This is a genomic window from Streptomyces sp. NPDC044044 (genome assembly GCF_056434405.1).
Map to the genome: position 1 here is coordinate 917,253 of NZ_JBWKFG010000001.1, position 25,825 is coordinate 943,077.

A 25,825-nucleotide genomic window follows, 5' to 3' on the forward strand; every position below is an offset into this window, starting at 1 on the left:
TGGCCGGGGGCAGCCGCCTCCGGGCCGGTCAGGCGCCCTCGAGCACCTCTTCGCCGGGCCTGCATTCGGGGCCCCACGTCAGGGACGTCACGGTGTACCCGTAGCTGTTCGTCGGTTTGAGTTCGACCTTGTACTGGCCGCCCGACCCGTCCGAAGTTGCGTAGTGCAGGCAGCCCTTGTACTTGTGCGCCTTGCCCGTGAGGGGCGAGTACTTCTCCGCGGTGAAGCGGATGTGGTCCACACCCGCGTCCGGTGTCCCACTGTTGACGATCCGAGCGCTGAACTTCCTGGTTGACAGCTCGGCCGAGCAGGGCCGAACGCGCACGACGAGGCCGTCGTTACTCCACGTTCCGCGCCAGGATCCCGAGGGTCGCGCGCAGGCCCGCCTCAGGGATGACGGGAAAGATGCCCGCGTCCCGGTACCGTTCCTCGATCTCGCTCCAGTCGTAGTACGAGGTCGCCAGAGTGCCGCCCTCGTTGGCCTTGAGCCGGTAGCCGTAGAGGTGCCGGATGGGAGGCTGCACCTGGCCGGAGATCGTCCATTCGATCAGGGCGTCCTGCTCGAACTTCGTGATGATCACGGTGACGTCGTACTTGCCCAACGGATAGTCGTTCAGCGCCTCGCGGTCCATGTGGACGACGAATTCGTCGCCGGTACCGCGCGCGGGCTCGCCCTCGGCGGACTGCAGCATTCCTGAACTGTCGATCGCCACATGCCCGGCCGGATCGCACAACAAGGCGAAGATCTTCTCCGGGGACGCGGCAATCTGACGCTGCACTTCGAATCGCTCTGTCGTCATGGGGCCACCCTCGCACGATCACGGAACCGGGGGAGGGGTCGCCTACGACCCCGTGCGCCCCTCTGTCACGGAAGGGGTCAGTTCGCCCCGCCCTGGCCGGCGCTGCCGATGGCGAAGACCTTGACCGGGGAGCCGGAGCCGTCGGTGACGGGCAGGGTGGCGGCGCCCGGCCATTCGAGGGAGTACGACTTCGTCTCGCCGGGCGGGGTGACGACCAGGCCGGTGACCCCGACGCCGGAGCCGCCCGAGTCGTTGACCGGGTAACTGATGCTGAAGGAGACCGACTTGCCGTCCTTGAGGGTCATCGGGGCGGCTCCCTGGCCACTGCGCTCGGCGGACAGTTCCCCCTCGCTGGTCTTGAGGTCGACGCCCGCGAAACCGGACAGGAGGCAGTCACGGCCGCCGCCGTTCTGGAACGTCACCGCCACCGAGCCGTCGGTGTCGCCGTCGATGGTGCTGTCCGACGCGGTGATGTCCAGATCGTCGGTACGGCACTTGCCGACCTTGCTGTTCGCCTCGGAGCCGCTCCCGGCGGCCGTACCCTGCCCGCCGGATTCCTTCGCGCTGTCCTGCCCCGCATCGCCCGAGCCCGCATCCCCCGAGTCGGAGCCGCCCGAAGAAGACTCGGTGGACGCGGACGACGGGTCGCTCTGTGCCGTGTCGTCGCCGTTGCAGGCCGTCAGTGAGAGACCTGCGGCAACGGCCAGGGCGGCGAAGGTGAGCTTGTGAACGCGCATCGTTTCTTCCTCAGTGTCAGTCGGGGTGGTGCGGTGCCATGTGGTGCGCTGCTCGGTCCGCATGGGCACGAGCGAGCATTTCTGATCACCAGGACCGCACAAGACCGATCAGGCGTTCCCCCCAACTGCCCCCTAAGACATTCCTGTTACATGCACGGACCGCCACCACGAGCGCCATCACCGGTCACACCTCGCCGTCACCGGCCTCCCGCCACCTTGGCGCACCAGTTCGAGGCCACCGCCCGTTGGGACAGACCCGTGACCCGGGGCATCTTGACCCCGGCCGTAGCGTGGCCGGAGAGCAAACACCCTGGAGATCTTGTGACACCACGTCTGAACGCATTCGACCAGCCCGTCGGCGAGCCCCTTCCCGACTGGACGCCCCGTCCGGCCCCCGCGAGGGTCGACTTGGACGGTGCGTACTGCCGCCTCGAGCCGCTTGACGCCGGGCGGCACGCGGACGAGCTCTACGCGGCCTATGCGACCGAGACCGACGGCCGGAACTGGACCTACCTGCCCGACGGGCCCTTCGACACCGCCGACAAGTACCGCCGCTGGGCCGAGGCCGCGGCCCGCAGTGCCGATCCGCTGCACTACGCGGTGATCGACCGCAGGACGGACAGGGCGGTGGGCACCATGTCGCTGATGCGGCACGACCCGGCCGACGGAGTCGTCGAGGTCGGCTACGTGGTGTTCTCACCGCTGCTGCAGCGCACCCCGGTCTCGACGGAGGCGCAGTACCTCCTGATGGCCTACGCCTTCGACGGGCTCGGCTATCGCCGCTACGAGTGGAAGTGCGACGCCCTCAACGCGCCGTCGCGCAAGGCGGCCGAGCGTCTCGGCTTCACCTTCGAGGGCGTGTTCCGTCAGGCGCTGGTGTACAAGGGGCGCAACCGCGACACGGCCTGGTACTCGATCGTCGACGGCGAATGGCCGCTGCTTCGCAAGGCGTTCCGTGCCTGGCTGGCGCCGGAGAACTTCCTTGAGGACGGTCGGCAACGGCGTTCACTCGGCGGGATCTTGAGCGATTGAGTCAGTTTCCGGTGTGAGGGCGGAGGATGACCGGAAGTTCCCGGTGCCCGTTGGAGATGAATGACTCCGCGGGGCGCAGTGTGGACACGGGGACGGCGAGGGCGAGGTCCGGGAAGCGGGTGAACAGCGCCCGGAGCGCGGTCTCGGCCTCCATCCGGGCCAGGGCGGCGCCGAGGCAGACGTGGACGCCGTGGCCGAAGGCGAGATGGGTCTTGCCCGCGCGCGTCACGTTGAAGGAGCCGGCGCTCGGGCCGTGGAGGTCGGGGTGGCGGCTTGCTGCGGCGTACGAGGCGAGGATCGCCTCGCCCTGACGGATCGTGAGCCCCTGCGCCAGCGTGATGTCCTCGACCGCGAACCGCATGGGCAGGTGCGCGACCGGTGCCTCGTAGCGCAGGGTCTCTTCCACGACGTCGGACCACGTGCTCTTGCCCTCGCGCACCAGGGCGAGCTGTTCGGGATGGGTGAGCAGCGCGGCGATGGCCTGGTCCAACAGGTTGACGGTGGTCTCGTACCCCGCGCTGATCACGAGGAGGAGGGTGTCGAGCAGTTCCTGCTCGGTCAGCGCGGAGCCGTCGTCGTCCCGGGTGGCGATGAGCACGGAGGTCATGTCCGCGCCGGGATCGGCGCGCTTGGCCGCGACGAGGTCGGCCAGGATCGCGTACAGCTCCTGAGTGTTCGCGGCGGCTTGATCGGGGCTGAGCGTGGTGTCGAAGACGCCGTCGACGGTACGGCGAAAGCTGCGCTGGGAGTGGTCGGGAAGCCCCATGAGCTCGCTGATGACCCGGACCGGCAGCGGGTAGGCGAACCGCTCGCGCAGGTCGGTGGGTTCTCCGGAGGGAAGGGCGGCGAGTTCATCGACCAGCGCGTGGACCATCTCCTCGATGCGCGGCTGCAGCGCGGCGATACGCCGCGAGGTGAAAGCCGGACTGACCAGATGCCGCAGCCGCCGGTGGTCGCCGCCGAAGGCGGTGAACATGTTGTCGACGGCCACCCACAGCGCCAGGGGCCAGATGCCGACGATCTTGTCGGGGAACATCGGCCAGTGCTGCCGGGGATCCTTGGAGACCCGGGGGTCGGTGAGGAGTTGCTTGAGAAGAGCCGGGTCGGTCACCGCCCACGCTTCGACACCCAGGACATCGACACGGGCAGCCGGACCGCGCGAGCGCAGCTCGGCATCCTCGGCGTGCCGGTCGCTCCCGGTGGCGTCCAGGACAAGTATCTGCGGCTGGTGCATGCGAGAGCTCCTCGAGGCGGAGAGGCGGGCTGCAACCAGGACAGCACGTCCAGCTGTTGTGCGGTGGCCGTCCGCACAATCAGGTGCGACCGCAAGCGGGCGACCGGTCGGACTGCCGGCCGGTTCAATGCGGCAGCGTGGCGTCGAGGTCCGCCATCTCCGCCGAGCTCAGCTCGAGTTCGGTGGCCCGGGCCGAGTCCGCGATGGATGCCGGGCGGCTGGCTCCCGGGACCGGGATCATGGCCGGGGAGCGGGCGAGCAGCCACGCCAGTGCGATCTGTTGCGGGCTGACGCCGTGCACGGCCGCGACGTGGTGGAAGGCGGTGCCCGCCGAGGTCGGGCCTGAGGGGCCGTCGAGGGAGCTGCGGGTGATGCCGCCCAGTGGACTCCAGGGCAGGAAGGCCAGGCCAAGCTCCGCGCTCAGCCGCAGTTCGGGCTCGCTGTCGCGCACGGCGGGGGAGTACTGGTTCTGGACGGAGACGAGCCTGTCGCCGAGGATCGCGTGCGCCTCGCGGATCTGGTCGGCGTTCACGTTGGAGATCCCTGCGGCACGGATCGTGCCTGCGTCCAGGAGTTCGAGCAGCGCGCCGACGGAGTCGGTCCAGGGCACCGCCGGATCCGGCTTGTGCAGCTGGTAGAGGCCGATGGCTTCGACACCCAGCCGCTTCACGGATGCCTCTGCGGCGCTCCTGAGGTGTCCGGGGGTGCCGGTGACCGTCCAACTGCCGTCGCCGGGCCGTCCGCGGCCGCCCTTGGTGGCGACGAGGACGCCGGAGGTGTCGCTGCCGTAGCGGGCCAGGGCGCGGGCGACGAGAAGTTCGTTGTGGCCGCTCTCTCCGGCGTGCCAGTGGTAACTGTCGGCGGTGTCGATGAGCGTGACGCCCGCGTCGAGGGCGGCGTGGAGGGTGGCGATGGCCCGCTCCTCGTCCGGTCGCTCCTCGATGGACAGCGGCATGGCACCCAGGCCGACGGCGCTGACGGCGGTGTTCCCGATGGCGCGGTACTGCATGGCGGCTCTGCTCCTCAGATGGATCGGGCGGCGGATGCATGGAGGGCTTCGGCGACGGCGGCGGGCAGCCAGTCGGTGGTGCGCGAGAAGGTGAAACCCAGTTCCTTCGCACGCCTGTTGCTCATCGCGTAGTGGCGGTCGAAGGAGAACGGCGAGGCCGCGGCTCCCGCGGCGACGGTCCGGTACACGGGTTCCCGGCCGGTCTGCGTCGCGATGACGGCGCACAGAGCGCGTACGTCGAGCAGTTCGTCCGAGCAGGCGTTCACCGGGCCGGTGAAGTCGGTGGCCGTGGTCGCCCACAGCAGCAGGTCCGCCAGCTCCTCGTAGTGGATGAACACGGTGGGCAGCAGCTCGGCGTGCACGGCGATCTCCGCGCCCTGGCCGATGCGCTCGGTGTAGTGAGCGAGGCGCCCCGTGAACTCCCGCACGCCGCCGCCGAGCACGTGGGCGCTGCGCACGGAGGCGAAGGCGAACCCGCCCTCCTGGGTGAAGACGGCCTCCGCCTGGCGCTTGCCCTCGGCGTAGTGGGCTTCGAGGTACGCCGAGTCGTGCCAGGGCAGGTCCGCCCGCACCTGCCAGGCGGCCGGTTCCACGACGTCTTCCGGCACGGGGGTGCCGTGCGGGACGGCGGGCAGCGCGGCGGTCGCCGGGTCGTACACCTCGATCGTGGACGTCATCACGTACCGAGTGGTGCGGCCGTGGAAGGCGCGGGCGGCGATGGCGGCCTGCACGGGGGTGTAGCAGACCTGGTCGACGACCACGTCGAAGGTGCGGGAGCCGAGCGCGGTGGTCAGGGCGGTCTCGTCGTCGCGGTCGGCGACGAGGTGCTCGACGCCCGGGGGCGGCGGGGTGGAGCCGCGGTTGATCACGGTGACTTGGTGCCCGGCGGCCAGCAGTTGCTGGACCAGGAGCTTTCCGAAGTACCGACTGCCTCCGATGACACAGATTCTCTGCATGCCCCCACCCTGAAGGTCTAACGTCACCAGCAGAAGTACTGACTTACTGGATGCGTATTAAGGAATACTGTTGATCGATGTGCAGCGGCTTCGCGTCCTGAGAGCGGTGGCGGAGCACGGCAGCTTCAACCGGGCGGCGGCAGCGCTCCGTCTCACCCCCTCCGCCGTCTCCCAGCACATGGCTGTCCTGGAGCGCAGCCTCGGCACGCAGGTCGTGGCGCGCAGCACACGCGGGGTAGCCCTCACCCAGGCCGGCCGGATCATGGTCCAGGCCGCCGAGTCGGTCACCGCCGAGCTTGCGCACGCACAACAGCAGGTCGAGCGGCTCGGCACGGGCCGCACTCAGCTCACCGTCGCCACGTTCACCAGCGGCGGCAGGTTTCTGCTGCCCGGCGCCCTCGCCCGGCTGACGGCGGCCCATCCCGACACCGTGCTCCATGTCAGGGAGGGCGAGCCCGAAGACAGCCTGGCTCTGGTCCGCCAGGGCGCCGTGGACCTCGCGCTCGCCTATCACTTCGACGGCCCGCTGCCCGGCCGGGTGAGCGGGAATTCAGGCGTGGAGTGGACCGCGCTCTTGAGCGACCCCTTGCACGTCGTGCTGCCCGAGGCCCATCGACTTGCCGGTCACACCGCGCTCGACCTCTCCGAGCTCGCGGCCGAGTCCTGGGTGCTCGGCTGCCTCAAGACAGAGGCGTATCTGAGGCGTTATGCCGAGCGGGCCGGTTTCAGCCCGCAGATGCGCGGCACGACCACCGACTATTTCTTCGCGCGCTCGCTCGTCGCCGCGGGCATGGGGATCTCGCTCGTCCCTTCCATCGCGCTGTCTCCGGAGGTGCCGGGCGTGCGCTCCGTCCCGATCAAGGAGCCGGTTCCGACGCGGCACATCGGCGTCGCCACGATCAGCCGCCGCCGCGACGACCCCCAGCTCGCGACCCTGATCAGGGCTCTCCAGGAGCAGGCGGCAGCCGTGGACGACAGGTGACCGCCGGGTGTCGCCACTCCGGCCGCATGCCCCGCCCGCGCGGACGGCTCGGCAGTGGAGCAGAGTTCTCCGTATGACGACACCGGCAGAGCTGCTCCGCTCCTTCGCCCGCACCCGGGCCTCCCTCGACGGCGAAGAGGTCACGTACTGGTGGTCCGGAGACGTGTACTCCTGGGCCCCCGACGAGCCCTACCAGCGCGTCTTCGGCTTCGAAGGGCTCAACGTCGCCCGCCTCGTCCAGGATGCCGAAGGCGGTCCGGACGCCTACCAACTGCTCACGCGCGAGGCCGCCTTCTACCTGGACCCCGTGACGCGCGAGATCCTGGAGACCTGGCAGGACCTGCCGGTGGTGCACATATGGAATGACCCGGCGAACCAGAAGTGGCGCCCCTTCCCGATCCCGACGACCGATCTCGGTGGGCAGGTCTGCTTCAGCCTGGAGATCCCGCTGTCCTACCCCTCGCCGCTGCCGGTGGCCGAGTACCCCGTGCACTCGGCCGGCGACACGTACAAGGCTCTGGAGCTCTTCCAGTTCTTCGCCGACCGGGCCGACCTGGCAGGACCGGCGCCCAGCGTTCCGGCCACCATGTCGTGGACCCGGATGTCCCAGTGGCTCCCGTGGATGGCCCGCGGCCAGCGGCCCGGCGGTCTGACCTACCACTGCCGCGGTCGCAAGCTCGGCTCGTACGACGAGGTTCCCGAGCGCACCCGTGCCTACATCGCCGACCACCACCCGGAGTTCGCCCAGGCCCCGGAGAAGTGGAGCGAGCCGAACGAGACCAGCTGGACGTACTTCCGCAAGCTCAACCCGCCGAAGTAGCCGTTCAGCCTGGCTCAGCCGTCTTCGCCGGGCGGCGTGCCGCAGCTCTGACCGCCCGGCCCGTCGAACCGCACCGAGCTCAGGAAGTCGCGGTAGGCGGGGAAGAAGTTGCCTTTGCCGGTCGGCCCGGCAGAGGTGACGACCGTGCAGCCGGAGTAGTTCGCGTCGGACCAGAGGTAGATGGTGGAGGGCGTGCGGTTCCAGTCCGACTTGGCACGGTCGGACATGCCGAGCGCCGCGAGGTCCGGGGTGTTTCCCTTCAGGGCGATCATGTCGCCGGTTCCGTCGAGGCCCGAGAACATGCAGTACGAGCCGTCCGGGCACCGGTCGTACCCATCGGCCGCGTGGGCCGTGGAGAGCGGCACCGCGGTGGCGGTGGCCGCGGCCACCGCCACGAGCAGCACGGAGAGCTTGTTCCTCTTTGCCATGGCCCTGCGCATACCTGTCCGCCTCTGTCATCAGGGCCCGCGAGTCCGTGAGGTGCGGGCCGTTGTCACCTCAGGCTCGTTGCCCTGTTCGGTGATCGGCTATCCCCCGCAGGGGTGACATGTGCGCTCTGCGGGCCGTCACTCGACGGCCCGCAGAGCGCTCGGTCGTGCCGGTGGTCAGTCGACCGGTTCGATCCAGACGTTGCGGAAGCGGACCTTGTTGCCGTGGTCCTGGAGCCGGATCGCGCCCGCCGCCGCGGATTCGGGATCGCCCGCCCCGGTCGGGCCGTCGACGGCCACGTCGTCGTGGACCTTCTTGCCGTTCCACACCACGCTGACCCTGGCGTCTGCCGTCTTCTTGCCGTCCGCGTCGTAGCGGGCCGCGCGGAAGACGATGTCGTACGTCTGCCATGTCTCCGGCGCGGTGGAGGCGTTGAGGTCGGCGGCCTTCTTGGTGTAGATGGACGCGGCTTCGTTCGCGGCGAGCTTCTCCACTCCGAACGAGTCCAGGATCTGGATCTCGTAGCGCTCCTGAAGGTAGATCCCGCTGTTGCCGCGATCCTGTCCCGTCACGTCGTCGGGCAGCTTCGGCACGCGGAATTCCGCGTGCAGCTTGAAGTCGCCGAAGGCCTGCTTGGTGCGGATGTCCCCACAGCAGACCTCGATCGACTTGTCGGCGGTGTGCGGCCACTCGACGCTGCGGCCGTCGGTGTGCTGCCAGGCGGTGGAGGCGCTGCCGCCGGAGAACAGGTCGATACGGCCGCCCGGCTTGCGCACCTCGATCATGTCGAGGTTGACGTGGCCGGTGTCCTCGGGCCGGTAGGTGTACGTGATGGTGTTGCGGCCCTTGCGCAAGGCGAGTTGCTCGGTCTTGGTCGACCAGCGCTTCCACGTCTCGGTCGAGGGGAGCTTCGTCTGGCGCGCCGTTCCGCCGTTCACGCTGACCCCGAGGGTCTTGGTTCCGGCGGCGGGGTTGGGTCCGTTGGAGTAACGCAGGCCCACGGAGTAGGTGCCCTTGGCCGGAGCCTGGACGTCGAAGGTGGCGGAGGCACCCGGCTCGCCGAAGCCGTCGACGAAGCCGCCGCCGGTGAAGCCGGCGTGCTCGGTGTCGATGTCCGCGCCGCCCGAGAGACGGGCCGACTCGGCGTCGTAGGAGGTGACCGGATCGTCGTGGCCGGGGCGCGCGTTCAGCGTGTACCAGGCCTCGGTGGACCACAGCTGCTCGTCGTCGGTCGAGGAGAACGGGCGCGGTGAGCGTACGTGCACCACGCGGTCGCTCTTGAGGCCGGGGATGGTCAGCTGGACGGTGCGGCGGTCATCCGAGATGCGGGCGCCGGTGACGGGCAGGGACTCCTCGTCGACCTTGGGGCCGCCGTAGGCGGGGGTGGGGGCGTAGCGCCACTGCTCGACGGAGTAGGCGCCGCTGGTCAGCTTCTCGACGGTCTTGTCCGACAGCGGCTTGGTGTAGGTGAGCTTGAAGCCGTCGCGGGTGGCACGCATGGTCTTGATGTCGAAGGCGGTCTTGCCGTTCGGGGTGAGCTTTTGCAGGCCGAAGCGGAGTTTGCCCTCCTGGCCCCAGTTGCCGTCCGCACCGAGCCCGCCGGTGTAGATGGCGCCGTCCGGTCCCGTGGAGATGCGGGTGATGCCGGACTCAAGCCCCTGGGTGTGCCGGAAGACCGCGCCCTGGAATTCGCCGTTGACCTTCTCCAGGTCGGCGCGCTGCAGGCCGCCGTACGTGACGTCGCCGAACATCAGCTGCCCGGCGAAGGTCCCCTTCTTCACCGTCATGGGGGTGCTGGGGGAGTTGGCTATTTCGTTCTGCGGCAGCCACAGCACCGGCTTGGTGACGCTCTTGTCGTCGAACGGGCCCTCGGGGTTGGTGTAGTGGTTGAAGAACCGGTCCTGCTTGACGTGCATCAGTTTCGACGCGGGCAGCCAGCCGCCCTGGTTGTCGGTGACGAACAGCTCGTTGTCCGGACCGCGGCCGATGCCGTTGGGGGTACGCAGACCACCGGCCAGATAACTGACCTTGCCGCTCGCCTTGTTCACCTTGATGGTGGTGCCGCGGTTGGCGGCGGGCTGCGGATCGGTCGTCGCGCCGCCGTAGTTGATGGCGACGGAGAGGTTCAGATAGAAGTCGCCCTTCTCGTAGAGCAGCCCGAACGCGAACTCGTGGAAATTCCCGCCGTAGGGCCACTCGGCGATCTTCCGCCGCTCGCCCGCGTCGTTGTCGCCGTTGATGTCGGCGAGCTCGGTCAGCTGGTGCTTTTCGGAGACATACAGCTTTCCGTCCACGTACTTGATGCCCATCGGCTCCTTGAGCCCGTCGGCGATCTTCTCGTACGTGACCTTGTCGGGACCGGTGTCGCCGGTGACGTTGTCGAGGACGTACACCTCGCCCTTGGTCTCCAGGCTGCCGCCCCAAGTAGTGACAGCGAGCCGGCCGTCGGGCAGCCAGTCCATGGCGGACACCTGCGGTTCAAATCCCTTGGGGCGCAGGTCGGTCAGCGTGTATCCGGGGTTGACCGACTTCAGCGGGAGGCCGTCGCCGGGGGTGTCGTAACTGCCCTCGCACTCTTTTCGGCCCGGCGCGGTGACCCGCACCACGTCGGCGTCCGTGCTGAGCACGGAGTTGGGCACGAGCGCGAAGGAGTCGGCGCCCGGCGGCTTCCACTGCAGGGTGACCTGCTGGTCGTTGCTCCGGTCGAAGTGGTCGATGCGCAGCGGGTGGTAGCCGGGGGTGAGAGTGATCTCGCCGTCCTTGGGCTCGGCGCCGTGCAGGCCGTCGTGGTCGATGACCTTCTTGTCGCCGATGAACAGACGAGAGCCGTCGTCGCTGATCAGACGGAAGGCGTACGCGCCGTCGGCGGGGACGTTGATGTTGCCGATGATCTGCGAGACGAAGTTGTCGTTGAACCCGAAGCCTTCGGTGGAGGACCAGTCGACGGTGGGGATCAGCTTGTCGACGTTGGGGGTCTGGGCGGGCTTGAGGTCACAGAGCTTGCTGAGCGGCGACTGGACGTCGAAGACCCGCAGCGTGACGCCGGGTTCCTGCGGCGGCAGATCGGCGAAGGGCTTCTTCTCGGCGCCGACGGCCGGCGCGGTGAGCCCGGCCGCAAGGAGTAGCCCCAGGAGTATCCCGGTGGCTCTGCGCGGTCTCAGACGCGTGCGTCGGCTGATGCGGGGTGGGCGCGTGGGGTTCTCGTGTGGCGTCACTCTGTCTCCTGCTGGGGCGCTGCGAGGCGGCTCGGGCCCGCCTCGGCCCGCGTCCGCGGAGTGGAGTTCGTGCACATAGCGGTGGTGCGGGCCGCGGCATTTCGGCCGCGCCTTGCGCAGACTTCCGTACGAGAGCGACGCCCAGAGTACGAAGAGTGCCTCGCGACGTCCATACTTTGTCCTCAACAAGGAGAAACTGGCGTGGAGTTGCTCTCGCGGGAGACCTGCAGGGCCAAGAGCGCGGGCGTGAGGCCGCCTGGGTCAAGGCGGAGCCGGTGCCGGCTGGAGCCTGACGGGACGGCAGGGCGTCGCTGGTCGGTGGGGGTCACGGGTCACGGATCGACAATGAACGGCAGGCGAGCCATGTGCCTGAGGTTGGCGGCGGGACGAGCGGACAGGAGCAGCGCATGCCCATGGACGGCCGATGTGCGGTGGTGACCGGTGCGGGAAGCGGACTGGGGCGTGCCATTGCCCGGCGTCTGGCGGCTGCAGGGGCGCGAGTCGTCGTGGCCGGTGACAAGCACGCGCTGCCCGCCATGCGCGGCACCGGGGGAGGCGTCACCGTCAGCGTCGCGTCCGTTCCTGGCCTCGGACCAGTCCTCGTGCATGACCGGTGCGAATCTCGTACTCGATGGCGGGTGGACCGCTCACTGACGCCTGCATCAAGGGTGCGCGGGTCCGCCGGACCGCCACCGCGAAATCGGAAAGCCGCCGCGTGGATTTCCTCAACTCGCCATCATCCAGCCACGTTGTGCGCCCCGCCGCCAACCGTGATGCCGAACGCCGTACTCAGTTGAATCGCCGCGTGACCGACAGCGACGCACCCTGTCGAGGGTGGGGAGGCGCGGTTGGTCAACTCTCGCCGGTGCGGGAGGGGTTGGCGGGCCCCGGCGTCAGCGCGCAGCGGTGATCCTGATCGCAGCCACCGCTCCCTCGCCCCGCAGGGTGAGCGTTCCCGGGCCTTCGTGACGTACGCAGTCGAGACGGCCGAGCGCGGATTCCCGCCCGTCCGGTCCGCCGACGGCGACGCCCTCGGTGGCGGCCATGACGAGGAGCGTCTCGCCCGCGGAGCACGCCATCTCCGCCCCCTGTGCGGCGGCGACGTTGACCATCCGGACCTGTGCCGTCGCCCGGCCTCTGCGGGTCATCACATTCATGTCGCGTACCGCGCCCGCCTCCAGGCGGCAGTCCGTCACCGCGTCGCCGGAGAAGGCGAAGGGGCTCAACGGCTCGACCGGCTGCGGGCTCCCGTCCACGGTCAGCACCATGCCTTCGCCCTCGACCAGGGTGATCACACGGTCGATCCCGGGAAAGGGCGAGAAGGGGCCTCCCGCGTCCACGTCCGCGACACTCACCCGCCAGTCGAAGCCGTCCGCGGGCCCCGCGGAGGCCACGGGCGCTTGCACGGTGCCCGACGCGACCTCCCGGGTCGTACCGCCGCCGTTCTTCCACGGCATGCTGCGATATTCGCTCCAGCGCAGAACGTCTCCGCCCACCCGAAACCGCCTCCTTCTTCTGTCGTCCCGCAGTCCCGCGGCCACCGACGAACCGGCCATGGCCACCGGGTCTCTCCGCCGTCGGACCCCGTGAACGCGCGGGGACTTGATCACCGATTCCGGGGTCAGCCTACGTGCTGACCAGGCGAAATGCCCGACCCCCTGACGGGCCGAAACAGAGATCCGGCGCGGGCCGGGGCGAGTGGCCGCACGCCCCGGCTGCGCCGGTCCACCCGGTCTCTGAGAGCCTTCTTCGGACCCCGCATCGTCCGACGGGGTCGTTCGGCCTGTCCGCCGGACATCGAGTTCTGCCCGTTCGACATCAGCAGGGGGCCCTTCCGTGACTGCACGCATCAACCGGCATCAACTGCCGTCAGGGCCTGAGGCCGAAGCGAATGCGGAACGACTCGGCGAGTACCTCAGCGGGAAGATCGATCGGCTTGAGGAGTCCGCGTCCACCATCGACGCGGACTTCCGCACATCGGTCCTGAACCTGCGAGCGCGTTGTGCGATTGACCCACGGGCAGCTGCGGTCGAGACGTGGGAGGCCGCGGCCACGGCCATGCAGATGGGATCCGCGCTGTTTGCCGTCACCGGCATCAGCGAGGGCGCCGCGGAGTGCCGCATCGCCCGCAAGGTACGCAGCTTGCGGGCCGTCGGTCCGCTCTCCACAGCGGATGCCGGCCCCTGGTTGGAGGCCTTCTGGCTTGCTGCCGTCTGCCGTGAACAGGAACGGATGACGCAGCTGTGCGAGATTCCGCTGGACCGCTTGCGCGCTCCGGAAGGGCAGTACGACGAGTACGTCTACCACTGGGTGGACACCCTGCAGACCTACTGGTTGCGCCGCCCCGGCCTGGTGGAGAAGCTCACGGCCACGTTCGAGGCGTGCGGCCCGTCGGTGCCGCACGTCGCCCCGCGTGACCTGCTGGACGGCATCCTCCATCCGCCGATCAACCTCTTCTACCGCTTCGTCACCAAGGAGGAGATGGGTTTCAGCGAGGTCCTGGCCGATGCGCTGAAGCTGCACCAGATGTACTGGACCCAGACCGAGGACCGAAAGAGCGACCTCGACGGCAGCATCGCCCTGGGCCCGTTGGCGATCGCGTGCCTGGCTCACGACGGGGGGATGCCCGTCGAGGTCGAGTCGGAGTACCTGCCCGAGCACCTCCTGCGGGGCGGCTGGCTCGGCGAGTTCGCCATCTGAGCTTGAGTCCTGCTGAGTCCTGTCGAGCCCTGTCTAGCCCTGACGAGCCCTGATCAGTCCCGACCTGCTCTGGACTCCTCAGCGCTGAAGATGCGAAGGCAACTCCACCCAGCGGCGCGGCGCGCGGCGATCCACCACGTCCTGGGCGTCACTGACACGCAGACCGACTGCCGCGGCGGCGTAGGCGAGAGTGTTGGCGTCGTGCGGGAACGTGTGCTGTCGCTGCCAGAAGCGAAAGTGCCAGTAGGCGGGCGGGTCCGACTCGTCCGGCGACAGGCCGATCTCCTCGTGCACGGACGTCTCGCCGTTCTGTGCAAGGGTCCCGAAGGTGCCGCCCTTGGGGTTGAAGTAGATGCCGTACGCCGCGGTCCCCGCCGATATCGCCCGCAGCACGGAGTCGTCGCTCGGCATGTATCCCTCTTGCATGATCACGCAGCCGCCGGGTGCACCGGGCACGGTGGTCACGCCCACGTAGCGGAGGGATTCGTCAGCGTCCGTCAGGTCGAAGGGAGCGTGCTCAAGGTCTGCCGTCGGGCAGCGCGTGAGGTCACCGCCCAGGCGCCGGAGCACCTCTTCCTCGCTCAGCCCCCGCACGAAGCAGAGACCGAGCCCCTCGGTCCACAGCGCTTGTCCGCTGAACGCCGTGATGAGCGCGTCCGCCTCCCGGAAAGCGGTGGCTTCGTCGGCGGGCAGCTCCACCGCCCCGGGCAGTTGCCTGACGTGGGACGCGAGCGACGTGGACAGCAGCAGCCGGCCCGGCGACCAGAGGCCTGTCTGTGGCGTCCATACATCCGCTCCGGCGGCGATCAGCGCACGGACGCTGTCCTCGTCCACGGTGCAGGCCGCGTACCACAACGGCGTGTGTTCGTCGGCGTCGTGTGCGTCGGCCTCCGCGCCATGGGACAGGAGCGCGGCGACCGCTTCCGCTGCCCCGCGCTCCGCCGCCAGGTGCAACGGGGTCGACCCATGCCCGTCGACACGGGCGTCGGGCGGCGCGCCCCCATCGAGCCGGGCCCCGATCACCGTCATGTTCCCCCAGTCCCCGTAGGCCATCCGTTCCCAGTCGGCCCGCGGCACGAAGCGCAGCCGTTCCTCTTCCTGACGGCGCAGCATCGTGCGCTGGCGCCCCGTCAGAGGCCGAGCCAGGAAGCTGGGCGGTCCGCCCCTTTCGAAGGTCGCGAAGGAGCTCGGCTGCTCCGTCGGCTCGGGTGGTTCGAGGCCCGGCCAGACCTCGAGCACCCGCGCCGACCCGGCACGCAACGCAGCTGTGTCGATCGACGTACGCGTCTCGTCGATGCCCTCGTCCGGCCACTCGACGACCAGTTGTGCTTCGCCCGGCGGGGGAAGCTCGGCCAGATACAGGTCGACGTCGGACTTGAACAGGGAGCGGCGGGACTGGTGCAGTCCAAGGTCCTGCGGGATCAGCCCGACGGCCTGGTCCGTGATGGCCGTGCTCTCCTCTCCGTCCGGCCTCGTCCACTGCACGGCTCGCTGCACCGTGGCATCCAGTGAGGTCACCCGGCGGCCGTCGGAGAACAGCAGGCCGATCCTGAGTCCTGACTGCCGCCCCGCATCCGCGCTGGACCATCGGGCCTTGCGGAAGACGGAGAGATGCAGGGTCGCGGCCTGCGGCCACAGAGACCATCCCGTCAACACCACCCGGGCGTGCGCCCCGGCACCGGCCACCTCCAACTGCGAGTACAGCACCGGTGCGAACCAGTCGACGGGCGGCGCGTGACGCCCGTCGTCCGTTCCCGGCGGGCACAACTGGACCAACACGGTCCGTTCCGCGGCCGGTTCCTCGGGTAAGACCAGATCGTCGAAGAATCCCATGTGCCGATCGTGGCAGAGGGGTCTGACATCGCCCGCCCACCAGCGCACCGGTGGCAGACGGGCGCCCGCCGGACGACGGTGGCGCGGCCGGGGTTAGCCTTGCTCGCCATGACTGATCAACAGCGAACCATCGAGGCCAAGTTCGAGATCGTCGACTTCGACGAGAAGGTGTACGAGGAACCTGCCGAAGGACCCAAACTGACCCGGGTCACGATTCGCAAGCAGTACAGCGGCGTGATCGACGGCACCGGCGTCGCCGAAGTGCTCACGGCGCAGGGAGCCGCGGGCGGCGGTTACGTGGCGTCCGAGCGGATCGAGGGCACCCTCGACGGCCGTCAGGGCACCTTCGTCATCCAGCACAGCGGGCTGGCCGATGGGGACGACCAGAGCAGCGGCGGGAGCATCGTCCCCCACTCCGGGACCGACGGCCTCACCGGCATCTCGGGGCAAGCCATGGAGCGCGAGTACCAAGTGCTCACCCTGGTCTACACCCTCTGAGGGCTGCCGAGGCCGAGGCCGACAGGTGCCGGACCGGCGGCGACGACGGCAGCTCTCAGGCCTCCGTACCCTTCTGCACGCGTGGTGAGTCCGTGGGGTCACCGTGCTGGACGTCGTCGTCGCCGCTGGGGAGCTCGTTGTGGCCTTCGCTCCAGTTGTTGACCCATCCGCATACTCCACACGCGTAGCGGCCGTTGACGCCTGATACCTGGGTGCCGCACTGGCGGCAGTCAGTTGTGGTGATTTCCTGTGATTCCAGGAAGGCCATGGCCGGTGTCGGGGGCCGATCAGATGTCATGACCTTGACTCTATGTGCAGGGGCCGGAATCGAACACCGTCACCTCGGCGGAGCGTCACTCGTCGGACAACCCCCAACCGGTGCGCGATCGCCGCAGCCTCCCCTCGGCCTGAAGCATTCAGCTTGGCCAGGATGTTGGAGACATGCACGCTCGCCGTCTTCGGCGAGATGAACAGCTCCTCCGCGATCTTGCGGTTGCTCCGCCCGGCGGCGACCAGCCGCAGCACATCCCGCTCCCGGGCGGTGAGCCCCAGCGCCTGAGCCGGCTCCGCGGGCGGGGCCGCACCCCCGTCGGCCCGGTGCAGCGGGATCCTGGCGCGGCCTGCCAGCGTGGTGATCTCCGTCGTGAGCGGCACCGCGCCCAGCTCACGCGCCACCGCCTCGGCCTGCCGCAACAGCTCACCGGCTGCCTCGCGGGACGTGGCGCCGCCCTCGGTGATCAGCGCCTGTGCGAGCCGCAGCCGGGCGGTGGCCGCCGGTACCGGGGCCTCCAGGCTCTCGGTGGCGGCGACGGCCCGCGTCCAGTGGGCGGTTGCGTCGCGCCCCTCGGCGGTGAGCAGCTCGGCCTCGGTCATCAGGGCCTGCGCGTCCCACAGTGGTACGAACCGGGGCGCCCTCGGCGGCGATCCGCACCACGCGCTGCACGGGGCTTGTACGACTGCTGTGCACGGTGCCGAGCATCGCACGTCGTACGAGGTGGGGGACAGGGGCCGCGGCTTCGGCGGGGCCCGCTGCGGCCGGGTGCCGCTTCAGGTGATGCGGCGCAGCAGGTGGTCTCGGTCGATCAGTTGATGCTTGAGCACCAACCCGACGTGGAGTGCCAGCGCCGTGAAGAAGACGACATGCGAGGCGATGTGGACGACGAGCAGATCGTCGCCCGACAGCAGCAGTGCGATACCGGTGGCCGGAACGGCGAACATGGACACGTACAAGGCGGTCTCGGTTCCGTGCGCGAGGCGTCGCTCGCGGTGGGTCAGGGTCGGTGCCCACGGGGGCAGCGGCGTGGCCAGCCGCCAGGCGAGCCGGACGACGCCGAGCAGCAGCACCGTCGCGCCGAGCACGACGTGCAGGGTGAGCAGCGCGTCATCGCCGAAAGGGTCGTACCCGTCCTCCCCGCCCCCGCCACGGCCTCGTCCTCGGCCCGAGCTCTCACCCCGCCCCCGCCCGCGGCCCCGCCCATGGCCGCTGTCGTCCACGTCGAGCAGATATCCCACGGAGAACTGCGCGGCCATGGTCACGAAGACCACCCAGTGGAGCGTCTTCGTGACCATGCCATAGCCGTGCGGGCCGTTGCGCAGACGAGGGCTCATCCCTCCAACGTGCCCTCTCGCGGACGTCGCCAGTCAGGGGAGCGCGGAAACCAGGAACGTGACCGCGCCGAACGTCTGGGCGAGCAGCCCCGCCACCGCGTCCTGACTACCGCTTGCGCAACAGCGCGCAGACGAAGTTCTCTTCCACGGTCCGCAGCCGCTTCAGCAGTTCCGGCTTGTTCGTCTTGTTGATCTGCGTGGTGAGGGAGACGGTCAGAGACCGCTTGCCGTCCGGGGTGGCCGCGATCAGCTGGGTGTAGCCGGGGAAGTTGCCCGTGTGGCCGTACACCACGCCGCAGCGGGTGGTGTACCGGAAGATGGCAAGACCGGCCTTGTTCTTGCCGGGACCCGCGGGTTCGGACGCGCCGTTCACCCACTTCAGCTGCTGATGGCGGGTCCGGTCGGAGATCAGCTTTCCGCCGGCGTACCCGCGGATGAAGGCCGTCATGTCCTTCGGCGTCGAGATGATCCCGCCCGAAGCCCACACGCCCGACGCGCTCAGGACTTCGCTGAGGTCCTCGGGCGGGTTCGGCGGGGTGACGTCGTATCCGTGCATGTACGGCTCGGGCATCCGGTAGCCCTGCGGCAGGCTGGTGCGGCGCAGACCCAACGGGCGGTACACGAGCTCGGCGAGCAGGTCTTCGTAGCGGCAGTCCGTCGCCGCCTCCGCCATCAGTGCCACGGCGATGTTGTCGGAGTTGGAGTAGGCGTACCGGGCGCCCGGACGGAACCCCAACGGCTCGTCGGCCACGAAGTCGAGCAGCCGGCGCGAGTCGAACCGGCGGCGCGGGTCCTCGGTCACCAGGGCCAGGAACTTGGGGTCCTTGCTGAAGTCAGGCAGTCCGCTGGTGTGGTTCAGGAGCTGCCGAAGCGTCACCCGGTGCCATGCACGCGGCAGGTGGGGGAGCACCTTGCCGATGGTGTCGTTCAGACGCAGCTCCCCACGGTCGACGAGCTGGAGGGCGACCGCGCCGCTGTACGCCTTGGCCGTACTGGCGATGCGCATGTGGTCGGAGACCTCGATCGGACGGTCGGAGCCGGTCTCGGCGACGCCGGCCCGGTAGACCTCGGTGCGGGACCCGCGCTTGAGGACGGCCACCGCTCCGGGCGGACCGCCGGGCGTGGTGGTCAGCTCTTGCAACTGCCGTCGCAGCGCGCGGTGGTCGTCGGCGGGGACATCCGCGGCTCGGGCCGGGGCCTGCACGAGACCGGTCAGACAGGCGGCGGCCAGCAGAGCGACAAGGGGCATGCGGACCTGCGAGGAGCTGGGAACGGGCACGGAGTACTCCCGGGAAGTGAGCGCGGTGGGACGCCCAGCTTCACCCGCCGGTCAGGAACCCGCGCGCGGCTCTGCTCCAACCAGCCCACAGCGGCATCCGAACACCACTGACACTCAGGCCGAATCCCGTATCACCAGATGCGTGGGGGTGACCACGGACGGGAGGCTGCGGCCGCCGTCCTTCTGGAGGGGCTGGCGCGACGTCCGGTCGCAGAGCAGCCGGGCCATCAGCCGTCCCATCCCCTCGATGTCCTGACGCACCGTCGTGAGCGGCGGATCCGTGGCCTCGGCGATGGGCGTGAGGTCGTCGAAGCCGACGACGGCGACGTCCCCCGGCACGGTGCGCCCCCGCTCCCGCAAGGTCCGCAGGGCCCCGGAAGCCATCAGGTCCGAGGCGACGAACACCGCGTCCAGGTCCGGCGCCTGATCGAGGAGCAGAGCCATGGCATCAGCGCCGCCCTGCAGCGTGAAGTCGGCCTCGGCAAGCAGTCGGGGCGAGGTGTCCAGGAGCACGTCGCGGTAGCCGTCCAGCCGGTCCGTCGCGGAAGCCTGGTCGAGGGGCCCGGTGATCGTCGCGATGCGCCGCCGCCCCAGCGAAACCAGGTGGCGCACGGCTTCGCGGGCACCGCCGCGGTTGTCGGCGTCGACGTACGTGTAGACATCGCTGCGATGTCCGGAGCCAGGGCCTGGGCGCCCACCGAAGACAGCGGGCAGCCCCATCTGTTCCACCAGGTCCGGCAGCGGGTCGTCGGCGCGCAGGGAGAACAGCAGGGCGCCGTCGACGTGACCGCCGCCCAGGAAGTTGCAGACGCGCGGATAGTCCTCCTGCTCCTCGATGAACAGGAGTACCGGCTGGGCGCCGTGCTGAACGAGCTCGTGTCGGATGCCGCGCAGAAGGCAGTCGAAGTAGGGGTCCACGAACAGCCGGTTCTGGGGTTCGGTGACCACCACGGCGACGGCGTCGTTGCGGCGGGTGACCAGGCTTCTGGCGGCCTGGTTCGGTACGTAGCCGAGCTCCGCCACCGCTTCCCGGATGCGTTCGGCCACCGCTGCCCGCACCCTGGGCTCGCCGTTGATCACACGTGACACCGTGGATTTCGACACCTCGGCCCTGCGCGCGACATCCTCGAGCGTGGGGCGCTGTCCGATCAGCCGTTCAGCCAACTCGATCTCCGATGCCGTGCGGTGTTCAGATGCCGCCGGACACGTTAGCCGTCCGCCGGGCGGCACGATGCCCCCCGTGCCACTCACCTACCCTGTGCCTCATGAGTCGTTGGGAAGAGCTGACCGGTGGGACGTCCGGGGAGGACTACGCCGCCCGATTCGCGGCCCTGGCCGACAGTGGCAAGGACATGCACGGTGAGGCACGGTTGTGCGCCGCTCTGGTGCCCGCCGGGGCGCGGGTGCTGGATGCCGGGTGCGGGACGGGCCGGGTCATGATCCGGCTGGCGGAGTTTGGCTACGACTGTGTCGGAGTCGACCTCGATGCTTCCATGCTGGCCGTGGCGCGCAGGCAGGCGCCCGAACTGCGCTGGATCCAGGCCGACCTGGCCACGCTCGACCCGGCCGAGCTTCATGGTGGCGCCCACTTCGACCTCATCGTCGCCGCCGGCAACATCTTCCCGCTCCTTGCCACGGGTACGGAGGCCGCGGTGGTCGACCGCTTGGCCGCGAGCCTGCGCCCGGGCGGCCTCTTGGTCGCCGGATTCGGCCTGGACGAGGCCCACCTGCCGGTGGCGCCCGCCATCACCCTGCCGGAGTACGACGCCTGCTGCGCCGCGGCGGGCCTCACCTTGGTCGACCGCTTCGCGACGTGGGACGCCCACCCGTATGAGGGCGGCGGCTATGCCGTCAGCGTCCATCGGGTGCACCACGGCTGAAGACCTCCGCCCCGCTGCGGCACGTTGTGGCTGCACCGGCTGCTTCTCGCTGTCTGCTCCGCGTCCGCGTCTGGTTGTTCTTGCCCGCTTGTTCTTGTCCGCGTGTGTTCTTGTCCGCGTGGCGGAGCTCGTCCTTCCTGCGCCTGCCGGACCTGGCCGTATGCAGGCACCCCCGCCGGTCGGCGTGAGGCACCCCGCCGACCGGCTGCCGTGTCGGGCGATGGCGGGTGGCCCGGGTGCGGGGGCTTAGCCTCGGAGGATGACCCGAGTGATCCGTGTGGTGGTCGTGGACGACGAGGCGCTCGTCCGGTCAGGGTTCGAGCTGATCCTCAATGCCTCCCAGGACGTACGGGTCGTGGCGACCGCGGCGGGTGCGGGTGCCCTCGACGCGGTGCGCCGGGAGCGTCCGGACGTGCTGCTGCTGGACATCAGGATGCCGGACGTGGACGGACTGAGCGTGCTGCGTGCCGTACGCGCGCTGCCCAAGCCGCCCGTCGTGGCCATGCTGACCACCTTCGACACCGACGAGTACGTCCTGAGCGCGCTGCGCACCGGGGCGGCCGGCTTCCTGCTCAAGGACACCGAGCCGGAGCACCTGGCGCAGTTGGTGCGCACGCTGGCCGCGGGCGGCGTCGTGCTGTCGCCCAGGGCCTCGCACGCGGTGCTGCGGGGGCATCCGGAGGCGGACGAGGGCGTGGCGCGGGTGGGGCGGCTGACGGAGCGTGAGCGGGAGGTCCTCGTGCTGGTCGCCGGGGGGCTGTCCAACGGGGAGATCGGCGCCCGCATGCACCTCAGCGCGGCCACGGTCAAGGACCACGTCAGCGCGATCCTGGGCAAGCTGCGGGTGAGCAGCCGGGTGCAGGCCGCGCTGCTGGCCCAGCGGGCCGGACTGCTGGCAGGCCGGGAGCCGGGGCTGTGAGCGCCGTACGGCCTTGGTGCACCGACGGGCTGGTGGTCGCCCTGGCTGCGGTGGACGTCGCGGTGGCGCTGTGGGACGCGGGCGGGGGGTCCGCGGTGACGGTCACTCTGGCGGCCCTGGCCTGTGCGGCGCTCGCCGCACGGCGCCGCTTCACACTCGTGGTGTTCTTGTGTACCCTGCCCGCCACCTTCGTGCTGGACATCGTGTTCGCCCCGTTCGCGGCGCTGTTCACGTTCGCCGAGCAGTCCCGTGGCCGGCGGGGGCCCGCGCTGTGCGCGTTGCTGTTCGCGCTCGCGGCCGTCCTGCCCTGGCCGCCGGACGGCGTCGCCGCGGGGGAGGGGACCTGGACGGCCGTCAACTTCTTCTACACCCTCGCCACCGCCGCCTCGCCCGTCCTGCTGGGCCAGCTCGTCCAGGCCCGCCGGGATCTGCGGCGCCGTCTGGTGGAGATCGAGGAGGCCCGCGAACATGAGCGGCTGCTGCACGCCCAGGCTGTCGTCGCCGGTGAACGGGCGCAGCTGGCCCGTGAGATGCACGACGTGGTCGCCCATCAGGTCAGCCTGATCGCCGTGCAGGCCGGCGCCCTCCAGGTCGCCGCCAAGGACCCCGGTGCCAGGGAGGGTGCCCGCACGATCCGCAGGCTGAGCGCGGACACCCTCGACGAGCTGCGCCACATGGTCGCGCTGCTGCGCGCCTCTGGCGGCCGCACGCGGGAGCTCACCCCGCAGCCGACCCTCGCCGACCTCGACCGCCTCGTCGCGGCCAGTGGCATCGAGACCGAGCTGACCGGCGCGCTCCCCGCGGAACTCGAGGTGCCGGGGCAGCGCGCCGTCTACCGCTGCGTCCAGGAGGCCCTCACCAATGTCCGCAAGCACGCACCCGGCGCCACCGCGACCGTCCGTCTCTGGTACGAGGCCGACACGTATGGCGTGAGCGTCACCAACACCCCCGCCACCCGTCCCGCGCTCGCGCTGCCCGGTTCGGGCCAGGGCCTGGTCGGCCTCAAGGAACGCGCCGAGCTGCTGGGCGGCGTCCTGGAGGCGGGGCCGACCGAGGGCGGGGGCTACCGCGTGCGCATGCGGATTCCGCACGAGAACCGCCGGTCGGCGGGGGTCTGAGCGAAGACCGGCGGATACCGGGCGTGCTCCCGGAGCGCAGATCGTGGGCGCAGGCACCCCGATCTTTGTTCTCCGATCTTTGTTCTCTGACCTTTGCAGGAGGATTCATGCGACGCAGGACGAGCGTGTCCCTGGCCCTGTCCCTGGCCTTCACGGCCTGTCTGTCGGCCGCCCCCGTGGCCTCCGCCACCACGACCCCGGCATGCGACCACAGGCCCCTGGAGTCCGCGCTGAAGTCGCTGCGCGGCGCCGGCGCTTCGGGCATCAGCGTGGCGCTGAAGAGCCCGCGCTGCGGACGCTGGAAGGGCGGCGTCGGCCTCGCCGACCTGCGTACCGGCCGCAAGGTCACCGGCGACGAGCACAGCCGGATCGCGAGCGACACCAAGGCCTGGGTGGCCACTGTCGTGCTGCAACTGGTCGCCGAGGGACGGATCCGGCTGGACGAAAGCGTCGACCACTATCTCCACGGCCTCATCCGCACCGAGCACTACGACGGCCGCCGCATCACCGTCCGCCAGCTCCTTCAGCACACCAGCGGCCTCCCCGACTACCTGGACGCCCCGTACTGGCAGGACGAGACCAAGCACCGCTGGGAGCACTTCGAGCCCCTGTGGACGGTCCGGCAGGCGCTGGAGCTGCCCCCGCCCAAGGACCGCCCCGCATCCGGCTTCTCGTACTCCAACACCAACTACAACCTCGCAGGCCTGATCGTCTCCAAGGTCACCGGCCGCAGCATCTCCACCGAGATCCGGCAGCGGATCATCAACCCTCTCGGCCTGCGCCACACCTCCTGGCCCGGTGACCGCACCACGCTCCCTTCGCCGGACCTGCGGGCCTACGTGAAGCGCGGCGGCAAGCTCCGCGACTGGACCGAGTGGAACGTCTCGGGCTCCGACGCCTCCGGCGCGCTGGTCTCCACCGCAGCGGACGTGACCGCCTTCTGGACGGCACTGATGAGCGGCAGGTTGCTGCCCGCGGCTCAGCTGGCGGAGATGAAGCGCACGGTCCCCGACGGCGAAGGCGGCCGCTACGGCCTCGGCGTCGAGCGCTACGCGCACACACCGGGGCTGGTCACCTGGGGCCACAGCGGGTTCATGGAGACCGGACACAAGCTCCGCAACGCCGCCACCGGGGACGGCACGCGGTCGGTGACCCTGCTGGTGGGGTCGGAGGAGTTCGACGAGGACAGAGTGGACGCGGCCCTGGCACAGCTCATACGCGACCTGCGGTGACGAGCACGCGGACGTTCCCGGAGGGGTGAGGGGAGGCTGAACGGTCTTCGTGGTCCTGGGCAGCTGCTGTGATGGCGTACGGTTGGTCTCACCGACGCGGGGTGGAGCAGCTCGGTAGCTCGCTGGGCTCATAACCCAGAGGTCGCAGGTTCAAATCCTGTCCCCGCTACCACCCGACAGGGCCCGGATCTCCCAAGGATCCGGGCCCTATCACATTCCTGGGATCCGCCCGGCAGGTGGGTCGACGCACCGGTGTCAGAGCATGTGTGTCAGAGCATGATGAGCAGACGCGTGTTCGGCTTGAGTTTCCTGTTCACCGAACGGCTCTGCACGTAGACCTCCAGCTTGGGATTGTTTCCCGCCTTCACCGAGACGGTCCCCTGGATGCCCGATCCGAACAGGAGACTGCGCGCCGCGTCTCCGGTGTAGGCGCGGTCGGTGTCCTTCTCGACCACGATGACTTCCTTGTCCGGCTGGACCTGGGCCCGGGCACCCAACTGGTAGAAACACGCACCGCGTTCGTAGGTCACGCCCGGATGCGAATCGACGAACGGACGGATCTCGACCTCCTTGTCGACCTTCAGGAGCCGGTACATGTCGGCCGGCACCGGTTCGAGATGCGCCCGCACCTGGTCGACCGATATGTCCTGGCCGACGGCGAACAGGTTCTTCGTGCCGCGCACGCCCTGCTCGCGAGCCCGCAGGAAACTGGTGGCAGCGGCGCGCACGGTGCCGATGGCCTCCTCGACGCCCTCCTGGGAATCCGCGTCCCAGATGGCGATGTTCCCGGCCGGGAAGCCGTAGTTCTGCGCGGTCCGCTTGGCCAGGGAGTTGGGAACGAGGATGGCGGAAGTCCAGTGCCCCGCAAGCCCGTTCATCTTCGCGGCGATCCTGTCGAGCCAGGGGCCGAGGATGGTCATGTCTCCGTCGTGCCGCCTGTCACCGCCGGAGGCGTTCTCCTCGCCATCCGTCACCACGATCTGGAGGAAGCTGTGCTCACCGTATTCCTCCCAGATGTGTTCCAGGTCGTCCAGAGACTTCAGCGAAGCCTCGATGAGCGCCGTCGCACCATTGTTGACCCGGTAGAGGCCCCGCATGGACGGCAGATGCTTCACGTCCATGTCCCACACCAGGTTCTCCACCCGGTGGTCAAAGGAGTAGAGACTGATCCGGGTCTCGTGGCCCAGGCTGTCCGACTCGGCCTTCAGCCCCGCCACGAACTCGTCCACCACGCGCACGAGCTGACTCTGATGCGGACGCATGGAACCCGAACAGTCCACTACCAGCGCGACGTGATTCACCTTGTGCTGGATCTTGTTGGCAGACACAGTCCTGCTCCTTCTTTGCAGCTTCCCGAGTGATTTCACTCTATGGGCAGGCACTGACAACGCCGTTTGACGCACCATCACCCGCACTCGCATCCGCCCTCGCCCCCGCCCTCGCCCCCGCGCCGTATCCAGCCCCCGGCACCCAAGAGACGCGGCTCGAGACGCTTCCAGGAGCCCGCGTGTGCCGGTCTCACGCCGCTCCTGGGCTGGCCGTTC

Annotated in this window: 25 protein-coding genes and 1 tRNA gene; 11 read left to right on the top strand and 15 right to left on the bottom strand. The window is 69.6% G+C overall.

All coding sequences use genetic code 11. The features are described 5' to 3' along the window. Positions 1-28 precede the first annotated feature (28 nt). The 3 genes from AC07AG_RS04410 to AC07AG_RS04420 all read right to left on the bottom strand — a co-directional run bounded on the left by AC07AG_RS04410 (position 29) and on the right by AC07AG_RS04420 (position 1,537). Positions 29-325, bottom strand: coding sequence for a hypothetical protein (locus tag AC07AG_RS04410; RefSeq protein WP_478751699.1), 297 nt, complete (start codon positions 323-325; stop codon positions 29-31). 13 nt (positions 326-338) lie between these two features. Next, positions 339-800 carry an SRPBCC family protein gene (locus AC07AG_RS04415; RefSeq protein WP_478751701.1) on the bottom strand — a complete coding sequence of 154 codons (462 nt, stop codon included), beginning with the start codon at positions 798-800 and terminating at the stop codon, positions 339-341. A 77-nt stretch (positions 801-877) separates the two neighbouring features. Then, on the bottom strand, positions 878-1,537 hold the full coding sequence (locus AC07AG_RS04420) for a DUF4232 domain-containing protein (RefSeq protein ID WP_478751703.1): 660 nt from the start codon (positions 1,535-1,537) through the stop codon (positions 878-880). A gap of 321 nt (positions 1,538-1,858) precedes the next feature. Between AC07AG_RS04420 and AC07AG_RS04425 the strand changes: the two genes are divergently transcribed. Next, a complete protein-coding gene (locus AC07AG_RS04425; protein ID WP_478751705.1) occupies positions 1,859-2,569 on the top strand; it encodes a GNAT family N-acetyltransferase in 711 nt (236 codons plus the stop codon). A 1-nt stretch (position 2,570) separates the two neighbouring features. Here the strand turns inward: AC07AG_RS04425 and AC07AG_RS04430 are convergent, their stop codons facing one another. The 3 genes from AC07AG_RS04430 to AC07AG_RS04440 all read right to left on the bottom strand — a co-directional run bounded on the left by AC07AG_RS04430 (position 2,571) and on the right by AC07AG_RS04440 (position 5,768). Then, positions 2,571-3,803, bottom strand: a complete 1,233-nt coding sequence (locus AC07AG_RS04430) for a cytochrome P450 family protein (protein WP_478751707.1) — start codon at positions 3,801-3,803, stop codon at positions 2,571-2,573. A 124-nt stretch (positions 3,804-3,927) separates the two neighbouring features. Then, positions 3,928-4,812 carry an aldo/keto reductase gene (locus AC07AG_RS04435; protein WP_478751709.1) on the bottom strand — a complete coding sequence of 295 codons (885 nt, stop codon included), beginning with the start codon at positions 4,810-4,812 and terminating at the stop codon, positions 3,928-3,930. 14 nt (positions 4,813-4,826) lie between these two features. Then, positions 4,827-5,768: an NAD-dependent epimerase/dehydratase family protein gene (locus tag AC07AG_RS04440; protein ID WP_478751711.1), complete on the bottom strand. Its 942-nt coding sequence runs from the start codon at positions 5,766-5,768 to the stop codon at positions 4,827-4,829. 70 nt (positions 5,769-5,838) lie between these two features. Here AC07AG_RS04440 and AC07AG_RS04445 point away from each other — a divergent pair, with 70 nt between their 5' ends. Together AC07AG_RS04445 and AC07AG_RS04450 are read left to right on the top strand one after the other, a co-directional pair. Further along, a complete protein-coding gene (locus tag AC07AG_RS04445; protein WP_478751713.1) occupies positions 5,839-6,750 on the top strand; it encodes a LysR family transcriptional regulator in 912 nt (303 codons plus the stop codon). 73 nt (positions 6,751-6,823) lie between these two features. Then, complete coding sequence (locus tag AC07AG_RS04450) at positions 6,824-7,570, top strand: DUF1838 family protein (protein WP_478751715.1); 747 nt, start codon at positions 6,824-6,826, stop codon at positions 7,568-7,570. Positions 7,571-7,584: 14 nt separating this feature from the next. Here AC07AG_RS04450 and AC07AG_RS04455 read toward each other — a convergent pair whose 3' ends face one another. Next, positions 7,585-7,998, bottom strand: a complete 414-nt coding sequence (locus AC07AG_RS04455) for a peptidase inhibitor family I36 protein (protein WP_478751717.1) — start codon at positions 7,996-7,998, stop codon at positions 7,585-7,587. Between the two features lie 177 nt (positions 7,999-8,175). Further along, positions 8,176-11,178 carry a 3-keto-alpha-glucoside-1,2-lyase-like domain-containing protein gene (locus AC07AG_RS04460; RefSeq protein WP_478752229.1) on the bottom strand — a complete coding sequence of 1,001 codons (3,003 nt, stop codon included), beginning with the start codon at positions 11,176-11,178 and terminating at the stop codon, positions 8,176-8,178. Between the two features lie 449 nt (positions 11,179-11,627). Between AC07AG_RS04460 and AC07AG_RS04465 the strand changes: the two genes are divergently transcribed. After that, positions 11,628-12,011, top strand: coding sequence for an SDR family NAD(P)-dependent oxidoreductase (locus tag AC07AG_RS04465; RefSeq protein WP_478752231.1), 384 nt, complete (start codon positions 11,628-11,630; stop codon positions 12,009-12,011). 96 nt (positions 12,012-12,107) lie between these two features. Here AC07AG_RS04465 and AC07AG_RS04470 read toward each other — a convergent pair whose 3' ends face one another. Then, positions 12,108-12,770 carry a HutD/Ves family protein gene (locus AC07AG_RS04470; protein ID WP_478752233.1) on the bottom strand — a complete coding sequence of 221 codons (663 nt, stop codon included), beginning with the start codon at positions 12,768-12,770 and terminating at the stop codon, positions 12,108-12,110. A 280-nt stretch (positions 12,771-13,050) separates the two neighbouring features. Between AC07AG_RS04470 and AC07AG_RS04475 the strand changes: the two genes are divergently transcribed. After that, the gene (locus AC07AG_RS04475) at positions 13,051-13,914 is read left to right on the top strand and encodes an immunity 49 family protein (protein WP_478751719.1); all 864 of its coding nucleotides are present in this window, start codon (positions 13,051-13,053) and stop codon (positions 13,912-13,914) included. Positions 13,915-13,992: 78 nt separating this feature from the next. Here the strand turns inward: AC07AG_RS04475 and AC07AG_RS04480 are convergent, their stop codons facing one another. Continuing rightward, on the bottom strand, positions 13,993-15,747 hold the full coding sequence (locus AC07AG_RS04480; protein WP_478751721.1) for an ankyrin repeat domain-containing protein: 1,755 nt from the start codon (positions 15,745-15,747) through the stop codon (positions 13,993-13,995). Between the two features lie 108 nt (positions 15,748-15,855). Here AC07AG_RS04480 and AC07AG_RS04485 point away from each other — a divergent pair, with 108 nt between their 5' ends. Next, on the top strand, positions 15,856-16,245 hold the full coding sequence (locus AC07AG_RS04485) for a DUF3224 domain-containing protein (protein WP_478751723.1): 390 nt from the start codon (positions 15,856-15,858) through the stop codon (positions 16,243-16,245). Between the two features lie 294 nt (positions 16,246-16,539). On the opposite strand, the gene AC07AG_RS04490 is transcribed toward AC07AG_RS04485, so the two are convergent. The 4 genes from AC07AG_RS04490 to AC07AG_RS04505 form a co-directional block, all read right to left on the bottom strand. After that, a complete protein-coding gene (locus AC07AG_RS04490) occupies positions 16,540-17,118 on the bottom strand; it encodes a helix-turn-helix transcriptional regulator (protein WP_478751725.1) in 579 nt (192 codons plus the stop codon). A 174-nt stretch (positions 17,119-17,292) separates the two neighbouring features. Continuing rightward, complete coding sequence (locus AC07AG_RS04495; RefSeq protein WP_478751727.1) at positions 17,293-17,853, bottom strand: cytochrome b; 561 nt, start codon at positions 17,851-17,853, stop codon at positions 17,293-17,295. A gap of 106 nt (positions 17,854-17,959) precedes the next feature. After that, on the bottom strand, positions 17,960-19,102 hold the full coding sequence (locus tag AC07AG_RS04500) for a serine hydrolase domain-containing protein (protein WP_478752235.1): 1,143 nt from the start codon (positions 19,100-19,102) through the stop codon (positions 17,960-17,962). Between the two features lie 144 nt (positions 19,103-19,246). Next, positions 19,247-20,296 (bottom strand): LacI family DNA-binding transcriptional regulator, encoded by a 1,050-nt coding sequence (locus tag AC07AG_RS04505; protein WP_478751729.1) that lies wholly within the window; start codon positions 20,294-20,296, stop codon positions 19,247-19,249. A gap of 101 nt (positions 20,297-20,397) precedes the next feature. Here AC07AG_RS04505 and AC07AG_RS04510 point away from each other — a divergent pair, with 101 nt between their 5' ends. The 5 genes from AC07AG_RS04510 to AC07AG_RS04530 all read left to right on the top strand — a co-directional run bounded on the left by AC07AG_RS04510 (position 20,398) and on the right by AC07AG_RS04530 (position 24,453). After that, positions 20,398-21,012, top strand: a complete 615-nt coding sequence (locus tag AC07AG_RS04510; protein WP_478751731.1) for a class I SAM-dependent methyltransferase — start codon at positions 20,398-20,400, stop codon at positions 21,010-21,012. A 259-nt stretch (positions 21,013-21,271) separates the two neighbouring features. Next, on the top strand, positions 21,272-21,931 hold the full coding sequence (locus AC07AG_RS04515) for a response regulator (RefSeq protein WP_478751733.1): 660 nt from the start codon (positions 21,272-21,274) through the stop codon (positions 21,929-21,931). Beyond that, complete coding sequence (locus AC07AG_RS04520) at positions 21,928-23,049, top strand: sensor histidine kinase (RefSeq protein ID WP_478751734.1); 1,122 nt, start codon at positions 21,928-21,930, stop codon at positions 23,047-23,049. Before AC07AG_RS04515 ends, AC07AG_RS04520 begins: the two co-directional genes overlap by 4 nt. Before the next feature lie 107 nt (positions 23,050-23,156). Further along, entirely contained in the window at positions 23,157-24,281 is a 1,125-nt protein-coding gene (locus AC07AG_RS04525) for a serine hydrolase domain-containing protein (protein ID WP_478751736.1), read from the top strand. A gap of 95 nt (positions 24,282-24,376) precedes the next feature. Continuing rightward, positions 24,377-24,453 (top strand) — tRNA-Met (locus tag AC07AG_RS04530). Between the two features lie 97 nt (positions 24,454-24,550). Here AC07AG_RS04530 and AC07AG_RS04535 read toward each other — a convergent pair. After that, complete coding sequence (locus tag AC07AG_RS04535; protein ID WP_478751738.1) at positions 24,551-25,609, bottom strand: vWA domain-containing protein; 1,059 nt, start codon at positions 25,607-25,609, stop codon at positions 24,551-24,553. Positions 25,610-25,825 lie beyond the last annotated feature (216 nt).